Genomic DNA, 16,175 nt, shown 5'->3' with positions numbered 1-16,175 from the left:
CTTTTTTATGTAGCAAGAGAACTCATCACAAATAGAGAGAAGTGAGGAGGGCATATTACATAAAAATTTTACAATGTAAGAAAGCGAATACATGGAGGGAAATGCGGTAGTAATAGATACAGGTGCGCGAGGTGTTAGTCTATTCATTAAATGTTTTTATAAAAATAATAGGATTTTTTATTAAATGGATATATAGGATAGTTTCTCTAAGAACCTGTCTGAAATCTATGATATAATCTATACAAAAAAGGATGTTTCCTAATGATACATGATTATACCAGTAATATTACTCGTAAACAGTTTGAACTGATTCGTGAAGATTTAGAAAATGCACGGAAAACGACGCGCCCACGCACAGTTGATTTGTACGAGGTATTCTGCGGTGTACTATATTTGCTTACGACAGGTTGTCAATGGCGTAATCTGCCAAGGGACTTTCCAAACTGGAAAACCGTCTATTCCTACTACCAGATTTGGCGGAAAGTAGACGAGAATGGCATAAGTCTTCTCGAAAAAGTGCATAAAAAAATTGGTCGAAACCTATCGTGAGCAAGATGGACGTAAGAATCAGACAAGTTTCTGCATCGTAGATGCACAAAGCGTGAAAAACACATGGATAGCTGGTGAAAAGGGCTATGATGCTGGAAAGAAAGTATCAGGAATCAAACGACATATCGCTGTAGATACCAACGGTCTCATTCATGCGATTGAAGTAACAACTGCGAATATAACAGATCGAGAGGGTGCTATCCAAATGTGTGAAAAGCATAAAAAATCATTGGACAAAGTGACAAATATACTTTGTGATGGTGGATATACGGGCCCATCATTTGCACAATCGATAAAAGAAACGATTCATTGTTCAGTTGAAATTATCAAACGCTCGGAACTTCACAAGTTTGTTGTGTTACCCAAACGCTGGATCGTAGAGCGAACTTTTGCTTGGTTGGAAAATTACCGCAGACTGTGGAAAAACTGTGAACGAACACTTGAAAACAGTAGACAAAGTTGCTTATTGGCAGGTGTGGCAATTTTATTGAAAAGATTCTAGACAGGTTCTAAATAAAGGAACAGGGGACACAGATTATGTCGAAGAAAAAGACGAGTAGGGTATTAGTAGCTGGTGTTTGTTTAGCTACGTTATTAACGCCATATGGACTTGAATTACCTAAGGTGTATGCAGAGATGACGATTGAAGATAAAGAGAAACAGCAAGAAGAGCGAGTGTATCAATTACTGCCAAAAGGTGATGTAGAAGGGATGCGTGAGTTGCATCAGCGTCGAATGAGTTTTTCTCCTTATGAGCCAACGGGCATTTATGTAAAGTCAGGTGAAGAAGTAGTTATTCAAGTAGAAGGGACTCAACAGATTAAAGCTTATATTGGTACATATTCTTATGAAAAAGAAGAACCTAAACAATTCAATTTAAATCCTGGTGAGAATAAAATTTCTTCTTCAAATGGGGGACTATTATACTTTTACAATTATCACAACACAGCAGAAGTAGTCGCTAAAGTGAAAAAAGGTGGTACACCAAACCCTTTATTTATTTTAGGAAAGCATACGACAAAAGATTGGAAGCGTATGTTGGCAGAAAACCCTGATCCATATGCAATAGAAATGAAGGGAGAAAATAGTTTATTAACTATGCATCCTGAAACTGTGGCGGAACATTTGAAGCAAGAAGATCCAGCTGCGCTATTAAAGAAGCACGATGAAATAATTAATATAGAACATAAGATATCAGGTTTATCAAAAGATGGTGTGGGTGTTGCGAATCAAGGTAAACATTCCATTCATTTTGTTGAAGACTGGTATACAGACGATTATATGTATGCGACTTATTATCGAACAGCTTATAGTAAAGGCAATTTAGAGTCAGTACTAAATCTAGAAGAGTTAACCAATGATGGATGGGGGCCTTGGCATGAAGTTGGACATCAACATCAACAAGACACTTGGTTATGGGATGGACTTGGAGAAGTAACCGTTAATATTTATTCTTTGGCAGTTCAAACTACATTCGGGCATAAAACAAGGTTAGAGCAAGAGGGGCGCTATGAAGCTGCATTTGCTTATTTAGGTAAACCGGATGCACAAGAAAAGATGAATGAATTTGAGAAATTAGTTATGTTTTGGCAGTTGCATTTAGCCTATGGGGATCAATTCTATCCAAATTTACATCAAATGTATCGTTTGTTACATGATACAGAACTGCCTAAATCTGATGAAGAGAAAAAGCAGATGTTTATTTATATGACGTCAAAAGTGGCAGGACAAAATTTAATTCCTTTCTTTGATAAATGGGGATTAATTGCAAATGATGCTACAAGAGAAAAGATTGAAAAATTAAATTTACCAAAATTAGAAAAAGAAATATGGTTATCTACAGATAGCAATCCAATTCGTGAAAAACAAACTGAGTTATATGAAGTTCCATATGGCGAGCCAAATAATGAAAAAATACAAAATGTGGTAATCGGTACTACATATGATGAGGAAAAAGCAAAGGAACTTGTACAGAATTTAGGAGAAGGTGTAAAGACAACAGGTGTGATTATGCAAGATAAGCCTGAAGTTGGAGAAAAAACTGTAAAAGTAGAAATTATAGATGAAAAAGGTAATAAGAATTTAATTCCTGTTGTGGTGAATGTCGGTTATGAAAATGGTATAGTCTTCCAAGGTGATGGGAATAAGATACGTTCTATCGTAACGGCTAATTATAATACGAAAAAGCTACAGGCAACATTTACGGACTCTAAAGTTCATTATCGTTTTGAAAACGAAAAATATATGGGAATAACGATATATGATCGAAGTGGAAATGTAAAGAAAAGCATTTCAGTAGAAGGGCAAGAGAGTTCGAAAAACTTTGCAAATCAATTAAATGGCTTAGATTTCGCATATGGTGATGTTGTCGAAGTATATCATGCGGAATCAGATCGATTAAACTGGTATCAAAATAACGAATTTGTAGGCAAGGGGAAAGGGAAAGCGGAACAAAAGTTTTACTTTAAAATAACGGAGCAAGGTTTCGAGAGAGTCGAAGCTCAGCAACAAGTAACAGCAGTACCGCAAAAGGTAGTAATTGGAATAGACACTGAAAAATTAAATGCAAAAGACTTTGTTCAAGTAAAAGATGGAGAAGTAATCGGATTTGTAGAAAAACCAAATACAACAAAAATCGGTGAACAAAAAGTAAAAGTAGAAACGAAAGATCGTTTTGGAAATAAGCAAGTAACAGAAGTGCCAGTAGAAGTGGTTTATGGAGATAGTATTGCATATGCAGGATATGGCGATGATATTGCTTCAATCGTAACTTTAAAGCACGAAGAGAAGAGATTCCATGCAACTGATATGGATAGCGAAATTCATGAGTATTTTAATAAAGAGCTATACATGGGAATCACGTTATATGATGGAGCAGGAAAAGAGAAGAAACATGTAACAGCAGAGGGACAAGAAACATCAGAGAACTTTGCGAAGCAAGTGAATGGTATGCAGTTCGAGTATGGAGATGTAGTGAAAGTATTCCACGCAGAACCGGTTCGTTTGAAATGGTATCAAAATAATACACTTACTGGTCAAGGTGAGAAAAAAGGGGCAAAAGAACTATTCTTCAAAGTGACAGAAAAAGGCTTTGAGAGAATGGATATGTTGCAAGAAGTAACAGTGAAGCCTCAACAAGTAATAGTTGGAACGGATGTAGAAAAGTTAGATGCGAAAAACTTTGTTGAAATAAAAGACGGAGAAGTAGTAGGTTTTGTAGAAAAGCCAAATACAACAAAAATTGGTGAACAAAAAGTAAAAGTAGAAACGAAAGATCGCTTTGGAAATAAAACGGTGACGGAAGTTCCGGTGGAAGTGATTTACGGAGATAGTATTATGTTCTTTGGTACAAGTTATGGAGGAACAAATATTAAATCAGTTGTAACGTTAAATCATGAAGAAAAGAAATTCAGTACAACGGGTGCAGAAGGTGCAGCGCATACGTCATTTAAAGACGAAAAGTATATGGGAATGACTGTATACGATAAAGATGGAAAAGAAAAGAAAGAAGCATCAGTAAAAGGATCTGAAAATGCAAAAGGGTTCGCAGAACAATTTAATGGCATGGCCTTTGAATATGGGGATATGGTAAAGATATACCAAAAAGAGTTTGATAGATTTAAAGTATATAAAAAGAATGAACTAGTGGATACGGAATACGGTGTTCATGAAGTGATGTTTAAAGTTACAGAAAAAGGCTTTGAGAAAATGGAAGCTCAGCAAGAAGTAACACTGGTACCGCAAAAAGTAGTAATTGGAACAGACGCTGAAAAATTAGAAGCAAAAAACTTTGTTCAAGTGAAAGACGGAGAAGTAGTAGGGTTTGTAGAAAAGCCAAATACAACAAAAATCGGTGAACAAAAAGTAAAAGTGGAAACGAAAGATCGTTTTGGTAATAAAAAAGTGACAGAAGTTCCTGTGGAAGTGACATATGGAGATAGTTTAGTATTTAAAGGTCTCAATTATAGTACTGATATTAAATCGATTGTAACAATGCAACACGATCAGCAAAAGTTTAGTGCCACAGCTGATTCAAAGCAAGTGCATCATTACTTTAAAGAAGAGACGTATTTTGAATTTACATTGCTAGATCAAAATGGAAATGAGAAAAAGAAAGTAACTGTAAAAGGTGTTGAAAATGCGGAAGAATTCGCAAAATCAATTAATGGCTTAGGATTCGATTACGGTGATGTTGTGAAAGTATATCATGCAGAATCAGACCGCTTTAATTGGTATCAAAATAATAACTTTGTCGGTCAAGGTAAAGCGAAGATAGAAAAAGAATTACTGTTCAAGGTAACTAAACAAGGTTTCGAGAGAATGGAAGCTCAACAAGAAGTAACAGCAAAACCGCAACAAGTAGTAGTCGGAACGGAAGTAGAAAAGCTAGATGCAAAAAACTTTGTTGAAGTAAAAGGTGGAGAAGTAATCGGTTTTGTAGAAAAACCAAATACAACTACACTTGGAAAGCGAACAGTAAAAGTAGAAACGAAAGATCGTTTCGGAAATAAGAAAGTAACAGAAGTGCCAGTAGAAGTGATTTATGGAGATAGTATTATGTTCTTTGGTACATGGCATGGTGGAACGAATATTAAATCAATTATCACATTAAATCATGAAGATAAAAAATTAAGTACAGTAGGTTCAGATGGGCCGGTTCATACTCAATTTAAGGGTGAACAATATATGGGTCTCTCTGTGTTTGGTAAAGATGGAAAAGAGAAGAAGCAAATGATCTTAGAAGGAATGGAAAATACAAAAGCATTTGCGGAACAATTTAATGGTATGACGTTTGAATATGGTGATGTAGTAAAAGTATATCAAGCGGAATTCGATCGATTTAAAGTGTACAAAAAGAATGTAGAAGTGAATGCACAGTATGGTGTGAATGATGTATTCTTTAAAATTACAGAAAAAGGTTTTGAAAGAACAGAAGGTATGAAAGAAATAAAAGCTTTTTTTATTATTCAGCTTCAGAAACTACTGTGAAGCGTTCGTTTACGTGTTTTGGATTTTCGATTTCATCAAGTGCTGCAACTGCGAAGTCTTCGTAACTTACGTAGCTATCACCTTTTGCGTTCACAAGAAGATTGTCTTTGCCAGCTTTGTAAGAACCAGTACGTTTTCCTAATGCAAATAGTGCAGAAGGGCTGATGAATGTCCAAGTGATGTCATTTGTTTGTTGCAGAATTTCTAAGTTTTTACCTTGGTTTTGAGCTGTTGCAAGGTATTCTTTCGGGAAACCTGGTGTCTCAAATACACGTGTTGTTTTCTCTTCGTCTACAAATAAGCTTCCAGCGCCACCAACTACAAGTAATTTTGTATTTGGTGCACCTTTCATAGCTTCAATTAGTACGTTTCCTGCATCTACGTGAAGGTGTTCTTGTCCTGCTGGAGCGCCAAATGCATTTACAACTACGTCGAATGCTTGTAGGTCGTTAGATGTAAGAGAAAATACGTCTTTTTCTAAAACTTTTACGTTTTCTTCTGTAATTTTTGCAGCGTTTCTTACGATTGCAGTTACTTCATGTCCACGATCTAATGCTTCTTTTAAAATACGACTTCCTGCTTTACCAGTTGCTCCGATAATTCCGATTTTCATAATAAATCCCTCCAAAGTGTTTTGTTAAAGTGTATATCTGAAAGTAAATGGATTTGTTGTAATTAGGTTTGTTACAACCTGTTGTAATCATTATAGTTACAGGTTGGCATTTTTGTCAATAGGGTTGTTTGTGAATTTATTTTTTGTTTTAGTATGCACAGTTAGAGGGAGGGTAGTCAGTCATAAAGATATTGTTACTGTGAACCTGGCTAATATTTGGAAATTGCAAATTGTCGAAAAATGTTGATTTTTGAATGTTTTTTAAATATAATTCGTTTTATGGAGAAAAGGAGGGGTTAATTGTATGAATATTTTAGAGCAATTTATTTCATCAACAAATACAATTCTTTGGTCATATATTCTTATTGCAATGTTAATTGGTTTAGGTCTTTATTTTTCTATTAAATTGAAATTCGTACAAATTACTCATTTAGGGGAAATGGTTCGACTAATGAGTGATGGATTAACTGGAAAGACGCGTAAAAAAGGTAGTGTATCTTCTTTCCAAGCGTTTTGTATGAGTTCAGCAGCTCGTATTGGTATCGGTAACTTAGCTGGTGTAGCATTAGCTATATCTATGGGAGGACCTGGAGCTGTATTTTGGATGTGGGTTATTGCGATTATCGGGGCTTCTTCAAGTTTCGTAGAAAGTACGCTTGCCCAAATTTATAAAGTAAAAGATGGCAGTGGCTTCCGTGGTGGTCCTGCTTATTATATGGAAAAAGGTTTAAATAAACGTTGGATGGGAATTTGGTTTTCTATCCTTATTACAGTTAGTTACGGTTTAATTTTTAACTCAGTACAAGCGAATACAGTAACATTAGCGTTTGAAAATGCATTTGGTTTAGAGCGTTATATTGTTGGTATTGTATTAGCTGCATTAGTTGCGGTTATTATTTTTGGTGGTGTAAAAAGTATTGCACGTATGTCGGAAATGATTGTTCCGCCAATGGCGCTTGTTTATATTGCGGTAGCTATTTTTGTTGTCATTAAAAACTTCTATTTAATACCAGATGTGTTTACGGAAATCTTTAAAGGTGCATTCGGTTTAGATTCAGCTGTAGGTGGCGGTATCGGTGCTGCGATGAAATATGGTATTCAGCGCGGATTATTTGCGAACGAAGCAGGTATGGGTAGTGCGCCGAACGCGGCAGCAACAGCTGATGTAACGCATCCAGCAAAACAAGGTTTTATTCAAACGATCGGCGTTTTAGTAGATACATTCTTAGTATGTACATCAACAGCATTTATCGTACTATGTTCTGGTGCATATAAAGCAACGAATTTAGAAGGTATTGAATTAACGCAAAATGCATTAAGCTCACAAATCGGCCCGTGGGCAAGTAGCTTCTTAGCGATTATTATTTTCTTATTTGCATTTAGTTCTCTTTTAGGAAACTACTATTATGGTGAAACAAATATTGAATTCATTAAACAAAGCAAAGCGTGGTTAACAATTTACCGTATTGCGGTAGTTGGAATGGTATTATTCGGTTCTGTTGCGACGCTTCAAGTTGTATGGAATATGGCAGACTTATTTATGGGTCTAATGGTAATCACGAACTTAATTGCGATTACACTTCTTGGCCGATTTGCGTACGCGGCATTAACAGACTATGTAAGGCAAAAGAAACAAGGGAAAGATCCAGTCTTCAGTGCAGATTCTATTCCTGGTTTAACGAATACAGAGTGCTGGGATAAGCCAGTGGTAACAGATAAAGAAAAAGCAGTGTAATTGAAAAGGCGAGCATCGAGGTAAATTCGATGCTCGCCTTTTTTGTTGTAGTAAATGATGAAAAGGGTGAGAGATAATTATTAATATAACTTTTTTTGTTTGTTTCTCTCGTTATTTGTGGGGAACGTACTGTTTTAAAAGTATGGCTGGTCGAATAGGATAAGTTATTAAGTATTGGATAAATGCATGTAATGGCTATATTTTCATGTAAAAAAACACGTATGTTAAAAAAAATAACGTTCTCATGTAATAAAACCTTACATAAAGTTCTTGATTACTTAAAGTTTTTAGAATATAATTTTCTTATTGTTAGGAAGAGGGGGCAATGCAAGTATGGATTTTTTAGCTAGGGTAATTGGGGATGTAAATAATATCCTTTGGTCATATATCATTATTGCGATGTTAATTGGGTTAGGGCTCTATTTTTCATTTCGTGTGAAATTTGTCCAAGTTCGTTACTTCGGTGAAATGATTCGTTTGCTTGGGGACGGGGCAAGCTCGAAAACGAGGAAAGCGCAAAAAGAGAAGAGCGGTGTATCATCATTTCAAGCATTTTGTATGAGTACAGCTTCTCGTGTAGGTACTGGTAACTTAGCTGGTGTAGCTATTGCGATCTCAGCAGGTGGTCCAGGAGCAGTATTTTGGATGTGGTTAATCGCGGTAATTGGGGGTGCTTCTGCATTTGTAGAGAGCACATTAGCGCAAATTTATAAAGTAAAAGATGGGAATGCATTCCGTGGGGGCCCAGCGTATTATATGGAAAAGGGTTTAAAGAAACGCTGGTTAGGTGTTGTGTTCTCTGTTCTAATAACAGTAAGTTTCGGATTGATTTTTAACGCTGTACAGTCTAATACTGTAGCGGCTGCCTTTGATGGGGCGTTCAAAACAGATAGTAGATTAGTAGGTCTTGTTATGGCTGGTTTACTTGCAGTTATTATTTTCGGCGGAGTAAAACGAATTGCTCGCGCGGTTGAAATGATTGTTCCAGTAATGGCAATTATTTATGTAGCAGTGGCATTATTCGTTGTTGTAACAAACATTACGGCAATTCCATATGTATTTAAAGAAATTTTCTTACATGCTTTCGGAATTAAAGAAGTAGTAGGCGGAGGATTAGGAGCTGCGATTTTATTAGGGGTAAAACGTGGGTTATTCTCAAATGAAGCAGGTATGGGTAGTGCGCCGAACGCAGCAGCGACTGCAAACGTAACGCACCCAGTTAAACAAGGTTTCATTCAAACTTTAGGGGTATTTACTGATACATTATTAATTTGTAGTTGTACAGCATTTATTATTCTTTTATCAGATGTGCATAATGCAGCTGATTTAAACGGAATTCAATTAACGCAGCAGGCGTTAAGTCAACATATCGGTCCATGGGCTTCTATATTTGTAGCAGTGGCAATCTTCTTGTTTGCGTTCAGTTCATTAGTAGGTAACTACTACTATGGTGAAACAAATATTGAATTCTTAAATGGAAGTAAAGTGCTATTAAATGCATACCGCATTGCTGTACTTGGTATGGTTATGCTAGGATCTGTAGCGACAATTCAAATCGTTTGGGATTTAGCAGATTTATTTATGGGAATTATGGCTGTTATTAACTTAGTAGCAATTGTATTCCTTTCTAAGTATGCTTTCGCAGCGTTATCAGATTATATTAAGCAAAAGAAACAAGGGAAAGATCCAGTCTTTTATGCGGAGTCTATTCCAGGTTTGAACAATACAGAGTGTTGGGATGAGTCAGCGGTAGCTGATAAAGAAAAAGCGGTATAATGAAAAGGGCATCAAGTGAAACTTGATGCTCTTTTTTGTTTTATTCAACTATTTGCAGATAGTAAAAGACGAACATTCATAGACGTTTTATAATAAAATGTAATTTTTTAAAGAAAAGTGCGGATATGATTTGTGATTTGTGTTAGAATGGAAAATGCCTTTGAAATAAGAGGTTTTATGATCTTTCCTATCCGATTGAAGATTTTGGAGGGGAAATGGAAAGTTCGGATTATTTCTTGTTTTGAATGGTCAGACGTTCAACGTTAATGAAGAGTTAAATGGAGGATTTTATTAATGAAGTTTGTTATGTTCCTTGTAGGATTACTCGTTGTATTTGTACTCGGTTTTCTTATAAGTGCCGATCGAAAGAAGATTAAGTATAAACCAATCGCAATTATGCTTATTATTCAGCTAGCATTATCTTATTTCTTATTAAATACGCAAGTTGGTTATATTTTAGTAAAAGGAATTTCAGATGGATTTGGCGCACTTCTTGGATATGCGGAAGCTGGAATCGTTTTCGTATTTGGTGGTCTTGTTAATAAAGGAGAGGTTTCATTCTTCTTAACAGCGTTATTACCAATCGTATTCTTTGCGGTTTTAATCGGAATTCTGCAACACTTTAAAATTTTACCGATATTTATTCGTGCTATTGGTACGTTGTTAAGTAAAGTGAATGGTCTAGGAAAACTAGAATCATATAACGCAGTAGCAGCTGCCATTGTTGGACAAGCAGAAGTATTTATTACAGTAAAAGATCAATTAAGTAAAATCCCAAAACATCGTTTATATACATTATGTGCATCTTCTATGTCGACAGTGTCGATGTCAATCGTTGGTTCTTATATGAAAATGATCGAACCGAAATATGTAGTAACAGCACTTGTATTAAATTTATTTAGTGGTTTCATTATTATTCATATTATTAACCCGTACGATATTACAGAAGAAGAAGATACACTGAAATTAGAAAATAAGAAAAAACAATCATTCTTTGAAATGCTGAGCGAGTACATTATACTTGGTTTCACGATTGCGATTACAGTAGCAGCTATGTTACTCGGTTTCGTAGCATTAATTACAGCAATCAATAGCTTGTTTGATTCCATGTTCGGTATTACATTCCAAGCTATTTTAGGATATATTTTCTCACCATTAGCATTCGTAATGGGAATCCCACAAGCTGAGATGGTCACAGCGGGACAAATTATGGCAACAAAATTAGTATCAAACGAGTTTGTTGCGATGCTTGATCTTGGAAAAGTAGCTGGTGATTTATCGGCTCGTACAGTTGGTATTCTTTCTGTATTCCTTGTATCATTTGCGAACTTCTCATCTATCGGAATTATTGCAGGTGCAACAAAAGGTATCGATGAAAATCAATCAAATGTTGTATCATCATTCGGTCTACGCCTTGTGTACGGTGCGACATTAGTAAGTATTCTATCAGCGATTATCGTTGGTGTTATGTTATAAAGTGAAACTTTAATGAATGGGGTGGCTTTATCCCCGCTCATTATTAGCCCTCACCAATCGGGGTAAAAAAGGATAGTCCTAGCTCATAGCTAGGGCTATTTTTATGGTAAATTTACATGAAAAAACCAATTAATTAGGAATATATTAACATATGAAAATCTTTTAAAATTTATATTGCATTTCATCTAGATAACGCTTACAATTTGATTTGTAGGTGGTATCAATTTCAGACTTTCAAGTATGGTAGGAGAGAAGAAGCTACCTTTTATAAATTGCAATTTATGTAAACGCTTACTGATTTTAGATGACAGTTGAATAGTTTTAGGGGTTTTAAATTTTTTTAACAACAATGGTCAGACGTCATTCGTTATACGTTATACGACCAATAACTCGTGGGAGAAGTGGAGGATTCACATATGAAGTTCGTAATGTTTCTAGTCGGTTTACTTGTAGTGTTTGTACTAGGTTTCCTTATTAGTTCAGATCGTAAGAAAATTAAATATAAACCAATTGCACTTATGCTTGTCATTCAATTGGTACTTGCGTATTTCTTACTAAATACAAAGGTCGGATTCGTATTAGTAAAAGGGATCGCAGATGGATTTGGCGCTATTTTAAAATTTGCGGAAGCTGGGGTTAATTTCGTATTTGGTGGTCTAGCAAACGATGGACAAGCACCATTCTTCTTAACAGTATTATTACCGATTATTTTCTTAGCAGTATTAATCGGGATCCTGCAACATATTAAAGTTTTACCGATTATCATTCGTGCAGTCGGTTTCCTATTAAGTAAAGTTAACGGTTTAGGAAAACTAGAATCATATAATGCGGTAGCAGCTGCAATCGTTGGTCAAGGGGAAGTGTTCATTACAGTAAAAGATCAACTAAGCAAATTACCGAAAAATCGTTTATACACACTTTGTGCATCTTCAATGTCTACAGTATCGATGTCAATCGTCGGTTCTTATATGAAAATGATTGATCCAAAATATGTAGTAACAGCACTTGTATTAAACTTATTCAGTGGATTCATTATCGTTCATATCATTAATCCATATGAAGTAAAAGAAGAAGACGATATTTTAGAATTACAAGAAGACAAGAAACAAACATTCTTTGAAATGTTAGGCGAATATATTATGCTTGGTTTTTCAATCGCTGTAACAGTAGCGGCGATGTTAATCGGTTTCGTAGCATTAATTACAGCAATTAACGGTGTATTTGATTCAATTTTCGGAATCACATTCCAAAGCATTTTAGGATACATCTTCTCACCATTAGCATTTGTAATGGGTATTCCAACATCAGAGATGCTACAAGCAGGACAAATTATGGCAACAAAATTAGTAACGAACGAATTCGTTGCAATGCTTGATCTTGGTAAAGTAGCTGGTGATTTATCAGCTCGTACAGTAGGTATTTTATCTATCTTCCTTGTATCATTTGCGAACTTCTCATCTATCGGAATTATCGCAGGTGCAACGAAGAGTATCGATGGCAAACAAGCAAACGTTGTATCATCATTCGGTTTAAAACTTGTATACGGTGCAACGTTAGTAAGTATATTATCAGCGATTATCGTTGGGGTTATGCTTTAATAAATAATAAAGAAGTCGTTTATCTCTCGCTTAGAGGGATGAACGACTTTTTTGTTTTTGTATGATAAATAATATAGAGAGGAGGAATTAGGTTGAAAGAACAGGGTATTTTAAAGGAACTTGATGAGGTTATAGATAACATTAATCATTTAACTGGAGAAGATGCTAGAGCATTTTTGAAATTTACACATGGGTACTTAAACATAGTAGAAGAGGGAGAGGGTACTTTTACTCATAGTGATTTTGTTGAAAAGGTTGCAGGGCTTTATAAGAAGGATATGGCTAAGGTTATTGAGCTTAGAAAAGAACAAATTAAAAAATCACCTTAATCCATTCATTAAGGTGATTAAAAGTATTATTCAGCTGGAGGCGTAAATGTACGTTTCTCTAATTCAGCATCTAGCATAAACAGTGCGTTTGAATCGCTTGTAATACGTTTTAATTTTTGAATGATGCTATCGAATGAAGCTTCTTCTTCAACTTGTTCGTCAACGAACCATTTTAAGAATGTAATTGTTGCATGTTCACGCTCGTCCCAAGCGATATCAGATAAGTTATAAATACGTTTCGTTACTTCACGCTCGTGCTCAAGTGCGACTTCAAAAGCGTTTAATACAGATTCGTATTCGTTATTCGGATTATCAAATCCAGTAATAATAGCGCGCTCTCCGCGGTCATTAATATAGTTGTAAAGCTTCATTGCGTGGAAACGTTCTTCTTCAGCTTGTACAAGGAAAAAGTTAGCGAATCCATCATAGCTCTCAGCTGTACAGTAAGCAGCCATTGCCATATAAGCATGGGCAGAATAAAATTCAAAGTTCATTTGTTCATTTAATGCGTCGTGCAATTTTTTTGATAACATAAAATCCCCCTTAGTATTGTGACAAGAATATTATACCATAATTGATAATATTCTCATTTAGATACTTCGAACCTTTTCGAAAGCTTTGTGACGTGTGCGTCCATAATGTCTTGTAAGTCTAAATCATATTTTTGCGAAAGAATAATAAGGTTAGATAGTACATCGCCAAGTTCTTCTTTTAGTTCTTGTTTTAGCTCTTCTTCTGTTTTCGCCTCTTCATCAGGGCGATCGCGGCCAATTTCAATAGCACGAACGACTCGTGAAACTTCCCCAACTTCCTCGGTTAAGAAATTTAAGCGAATAAAGGCATTATACTGTGACCAGCTTCGTTTTTCGTAAAATTCCTCAACCCATCTTTGAAATGCAACGATATCCATTTCTTCCTCATCTCCTCAATATGTTGTACAATGTTCATTGTATCATAACAATATATAGTTTCGGGGTGTAGGAATGAGAAAGATTTGTGTGTTTGCAGGTTCTAATTTAGGGGAGAGACCAGAATTCAAAGAGCAGGCAATTCAGTTAGGTAAAATGTTTGTTGAGAACGACTATGAGCTCGTATACGGTGGTTCATGTGTCGGATTAATGGGAGAAGTAGCAAACGAGGTTCTTCGTTTAGGTGGACGTGTAACAGGTGTTATGCCGCGCGGTCTATTTCGAGGAGAAATTGTACATACAGGATTAACAGAATTAATTGAAGTAGAAACAATGCACGAACGTAAAGCGAAAATGGCAGAGCTTGCGGATGCTTTTATCGCGCTTCCAGGCGGATACGGAACGTTTGAAGAACTATTTGAAGTTGTATGTTGGTCACAAATTGGTATACATAATAAGCCGGTTGGTTTATTAAACATAAAAGGTTTTTACGGACCAATTTTGCAAATGGTTGAACGTGCAGCGGAAGAAGGATTTATGAATCCATCGAATAAAGAATTGATCGTTTCAGCTGAGACAGCAGATAAACTAATTCATGCAATCCAAAATTATGAGCGTCCTGTTTTGGGAACGAAGTGGAAGCAACTATCATAGCAAATACGGAAACACATGTCGTTTTAATGTAAGACGGCATGTGTTTTTAATTTGGTTAAATATGTTAATGTTTAGATGTAATGTTTTTGGGAAAGGAGAAATAGATGGAGGAATTCGTATATTTACGTCCGGTTTTTAAAAGTATTTTAGCAGCATCTATTCTTGTTATGCTAATTGTTTTGAGACAGAAGAAAGAGTTGATTAATGAATTTTCGCTTTGGTTTATCTCGGTATTGTGTATCGGTGTTTCCGCGATAACGTTGTTTATGTCCGGATTTATCGTTGATGATTATAATCTAGGTGGAGATCCACAATCGTTTTGTATGTTTATTGCGATTGGTTGTATTAGCGGTCTGAATTTCATTATTTATTACAGAAGGCAATAAAAGAGGCATTCCATATTACTTTGGAATGCCTTTATCATTTTGATTGCTTTGTTTTTTATACAGGTACCAGCCACCCCAGCCGCCACCAATTGCTACGACAACGAGGAAAGCATAGTCCTTAACCTCGACACGTATATTGAAAATATTAGCTATAAGTAAGAGAATCCCAACTGTTATTAACGCAAAAAATGCTCTAATTAAGTAGTCTTTCAACTGAACCACTCCCGTCATTTAAGTAGTAAATGATGAATTTGGAAAAGCTAAAGGGTGTTTCCTATATTTTAACATAGATGAGATTGTAATATATTGATAAAAGTAAGGGAGAGGGGCGCTGATATTGTCGTGATTTGTCGGCAAATCGATATCCTTTGTCAAATCGTTGATATATTGCGGGTAATGATCGATATAATGAAAAAATCGTTGATATATTGCGAGTTATGATCGATATATTTGAAAAATCGTTGATATAATTTCGTGTACCGTTAAGTGCGACCATTACATAAAAAAGCGACTCTAAACGAGCCGCTTCCGCTTTTAATTATTATTGATTCAAGAACGCACGTAGCATCCAAGCGTGTTTTTCTAGTTCTGTGTAGATGCCTAGTAGTAGGTCAGATGTCATTTCATCGTCAGAGTCTTGAGCGATTTCCATGCCTTTTTTCAGTTCGACTAGCATCATTTCGTAGTCTTTCATGATTGCTTCGACCATCCCTTCTGCAGTTTCTCCGTATGCTGCTTCTTGAATAGAAGATAGTTCTAAGTATTCTTTCATTGTTGCTACTGGTTTGCCGCCAATTGCTAAAATACGTTCTGCAATTTCATCGATGTGAGTAGCTGATTCTGTGTAAAGTTCTTCGAATTTCTCGTGTAATGTGAAGAATTGAGGTCCTTTTACGTACCAATGGAAGTTGTGAAGTTTTGTGAATAAAACGCTCCAGTCTGCTACTTGTTTGTTTAATACTTCGATTACTTGTTTGTTCATTATGATCAATCTCCTTTTGAGTTGTTATGTGATATCAATTACTAATTTATAATAATTATAATCTAGTAATCTCTATAAATCAACCCTTTTGCTGGAATTAATTTGAACAAATTATGAACTCTTGTAAATAAAAGGCCCTATTACGGTGAAGTAATAGGGCCTTTGTTTGAGATATGGCTC

14 protein-coding genes are annotated in these 16,175 nt (G+C 35.7%); 9 read left to right on the top strand and 5 right to left on the bottom strand.

Annotated features, from left to right (window positions below; translation table 11 throughout):
* Nucleotides 1-261 precede the first annotated feature (261 nt).
* Together V6946_RS27055 and V6946_RS27050 are read left to right on the top strand one after the other, a co-directional pair.
* Nucleotides 262-1,051, top strand: a protein-coding gene (locus V6946_RS27055) for an IS5 family transposase (protein WP_406622152.1) whose coding sequence is annotated in 2 segments (ribosomal slippage) — nucleotides 262-519 and nucleotides 521-1,051 — 789 coding nt in all. Because the reading frame shifts where the segments join, the coding sequence is not laid out codon by codon here.
* Between the two features lie 35 nt (nucleotides 1,052-1,086).
* On the top strand, nucleotides 1,087-5,538 hold the full coding sequence (locus V6946_RS27050; protein WP_406622151.1) for a putative mucin/carbohydrate-binding domain-containing protein: 4,452 nt from the start codon (nucleotides 1,087-1,089) through the stop codon (nucleotides 5,536-5,538).
* Here V6946_RS27050 and V6946_RS27045 read toward each other — a convergent pair.
* On the bottom strand, nucleotides 5,513-6,151 hold the full coding sequence (locus tag V6946_RS27045; protein ID WP_000689907.1) for an NAD(P)-dependent oxidoreductase: 639 nt from the start codon (nucleotides 6,149-6,151) through the stop codon (nucleotides 5,513-5,515). The two genes, V6946_RS27050 and V6946_RS27045, sit on opposite strands and share 26 nt — an antisense overlap.
* Nucleotides 6,152-6,455: 304 nt before the next feature.
* Here V6946_RS27045 and V6946_RS27040 point away from each other — a divergent pair, with 304 nt between their 5' ends.
* The 5 genes from V6946_RS27040 (at nucleotide 6,456) to V6946_RS27020 (ending at nucleotide 13,065) form a co-directional block, all read left to right on the top strand.
* Nucleotides 6,456-7,886 carry a sodium:alanine symporter family protein gene (locus V6946_RS27040; protein ID WP_006918775.1) on the top strand — a complete coding sequence of 477 codons (1,431 nt, stop codon included), beginning with the start codon at nucleotides 6,456-6,458 and terminating at the stop codon, nucleotides 7,884-7,886.
* 333 nt (nucleotides 7,887-8,219) lie between these two features.
* Nucleotides 8,220-9,662, top strand: coding sequence for a sodium:alanine symporter family protein (locus V6946_RS27035; RefSeq protein ID WP_006918777.1), 1,443 nt, complete (start codon nucleotides 8,220-8,222; stop codon nucleotides 9,660-9,662).
* A gap of 294 nt (nucleotides 9,663-9,956) precedes the next feature.
* On the top strand, nucleotides 9,957-11,138 hold the full coding sequence (locus V6946_RS27030; protein WP_006918779.1) for a NupC/NupG family nucleoside CNT transporter: 1,182 nt from the start codon (nucleotides 9,957-9,959) through the stop codon (nucleotides 11,136-11,138).
* 416 nt (nucleotides 11,139-11,554) lie between these two features.
* On the top strand, nucleotides 11,555-12,736 hold the full coding sequence (locus tag V6946_RS27025; protein ID WP_000673874.1) for a NupC/NupG family nucleoside CNT transporter: 1,182 nt from the start codon (nucleotides 11,555-11,557) through the stop codon (nucleotides 12,734-12,736).
* A gap of 92 nt (nucleotides 12,737-12,828) precedes the next feature.
* Entirely contained in the window at nucleotides 12,829-13,065 is a 237-nt protein-coding gene (locus tag V6946_RS27020; RefSeq protein WP_000662911.1) for a hypothetical protein, read from the top strand.
* A 26-nt stretch (nucleotides 13,066-13,091) separates the two neighbouring features.
* Here the strand turns inward: V6946_RS27020 and V6946_RS27015 are convergent, their stop codons facing one another.
* Nucleotides 13,092-13,598, bottom strand: coding sequence for a ferritin (locus V6946_RS27015; RefSeq protein WP_000949403.1), 507 nt, complete (start codon nucleotides 13,596-13,598; stop codon nucleotides 13,092-13,094).
* 53 nt (nucleotides 13,599-13,651) lie between these two features.
* Entirely contained in the window at nucleotides 13,652-13,975 is a 324-nt protein-coding gene (locus tag V6946_RS27010; RefSeq protein ID WP_000355758.1) for a MazG nucleotide pyrophosphohydrolase domain-containing protein, read from the bottom strand.
* Nucleotides 13,976-14,063: 88 nt separating this feature from the next.
* Here V6946_RS27010 and V6946_RS27005 point away from each other — a divergent pair, with 88 nt between their 5' ends.
* Nucleotides 14,064-14,627, top strand: a complete 564-nt coding sequence (locus V6946_RS27005; RefSeq protein WP_002062664.1) for a TIGR00730 family Rossman fold protein — start codon at nucleotides 14,064-14,066, stop codon at nucleotides 14,625-14,627.
* A 104-nt stretch (nucleotides 14,628-14,731) separates the two neighbouring features.
* Nucleotides 14,732-15,013, top strand: coding sequence for a hypothetical protein (locus V6946_RS27000; protein ID WP_000390909.1), 282 nt, complete (start codon nucleotides 14,732-14,734; stop codon nucleotides 15,011-15,013).
* A gap of 15 nt (nucleotides 15,014-15,028) precedes the next feature.
* Here V6946_RS27000 and V6946_RS26995 read toward each other — a convergent pair whose 3' ends face one another.
* Nucleotides 15,029-15,226 (bottom strand): hypothetical protein, encoded by a 198-nt coding sequence (locus tag V6946_RS26995; RefSeq protein WP_000656312.1) that lies wholly within the window; start codon nucleotides 15,224-15,226, stop codon nucleotides 15,029-15,031.
* Between the two features lie 328 nt (nucleotides 15,227-15,554).
* Nucleotides 15,555-15,995 (bottom strand): Dps family protein, encoded by a 441-nt coding sequence (locus V6946_RS26990; protein WP_001041895.1) that lies wholly within the window; start codon nucleotides 15,993-15,995, stop codon nucleotides 15,555-15,557.
* Between the last annotated feature and the right edge of the window lie 180 nt (nucleotides 15,996-16,175).

This window comes from Bacillus sp. PPSBB_2 (genome assembly GCF_045291115.1).
In the GTDB taxonomy this organism is placed as follows: domain Bacteria; phylum Bacillota; class Bacilli; order Bacillales; family Bacillaceae_G; genus Bacillus_A; species Bacillus_A cereus.
Note: the sequence above shows the minus strand (reverse complement) of the source record. Positions and strands in the feature narration are given on the sequence as shown.

Coding starts and splice junctions, on each gene's coding strand:
- V6946_RS27015 (WP_000949403.1), bottom strand. CDS start 13,598: ATGTTATCAAAAAAATTGCACGACGCATTAAATGAACAAATGAACTTT.
- V6946_RS27030 (WP_006918779.1), top strand. CDS start 9,957: ATGAAGTTTGTTATGTTCCTTGTAGGATTACTCGTTGTATTTGTACTC.
- V6946_RS27035 (WP_006918777.1), top strand. CDS start 8,220: ATGGATTTTTTAGCTAGGGTAATTGGGGATGTAAATAATATCCTTTGG.
- V6946_RS27025 (WP_000673874.1), top strand. CDS start 11,555: ATGAAGTTCGTAATGTTTCTAGTCGGTTTACTTGTAGTGTTTGTACTA.
- V6946_RS27045 (WP_000689907.1), bottom strand. CDS start 6,151: ATGAAAATCGGAATTATCGGAGCAACTGGTAAAGCAGGAAGTCGTATT.
- V6946_RS26990 (WP_001041895.1), bottom strand. CDS start 15,995: ATGAACAAACAAGTAATCGAAGTATTAAACAAACAAGTAGCAGACTGG.
- V6946_RS27010 (WP_000355758.1), bottom strand. CDS start 13,975: ATGGATATCGTTGCATTTCAAAGATGGGTTGAGGAATTTTACGAAAAA.
- V6946_RS27000 (WP_000390909.1), top strand. CDS start 14,732: ATGGAGGAATTCGTATATTTACGTCCGGTTTTTAAAAGTATTTTAGCA.
- V6946_RS27050 (WP_406622151.1), top strand. CDS start 1,087: ATGTCGAAGAAAAAGACGAGTAGGGTATTAGTAGCTGGTGTTTGTTTA.
- V6946_RS27040 (WP_006918775.1), top strand. CDS start 6,456: ATGAATATTTTAGAGCAATTTATTTCATCAACAAATACAATTCTTTGG.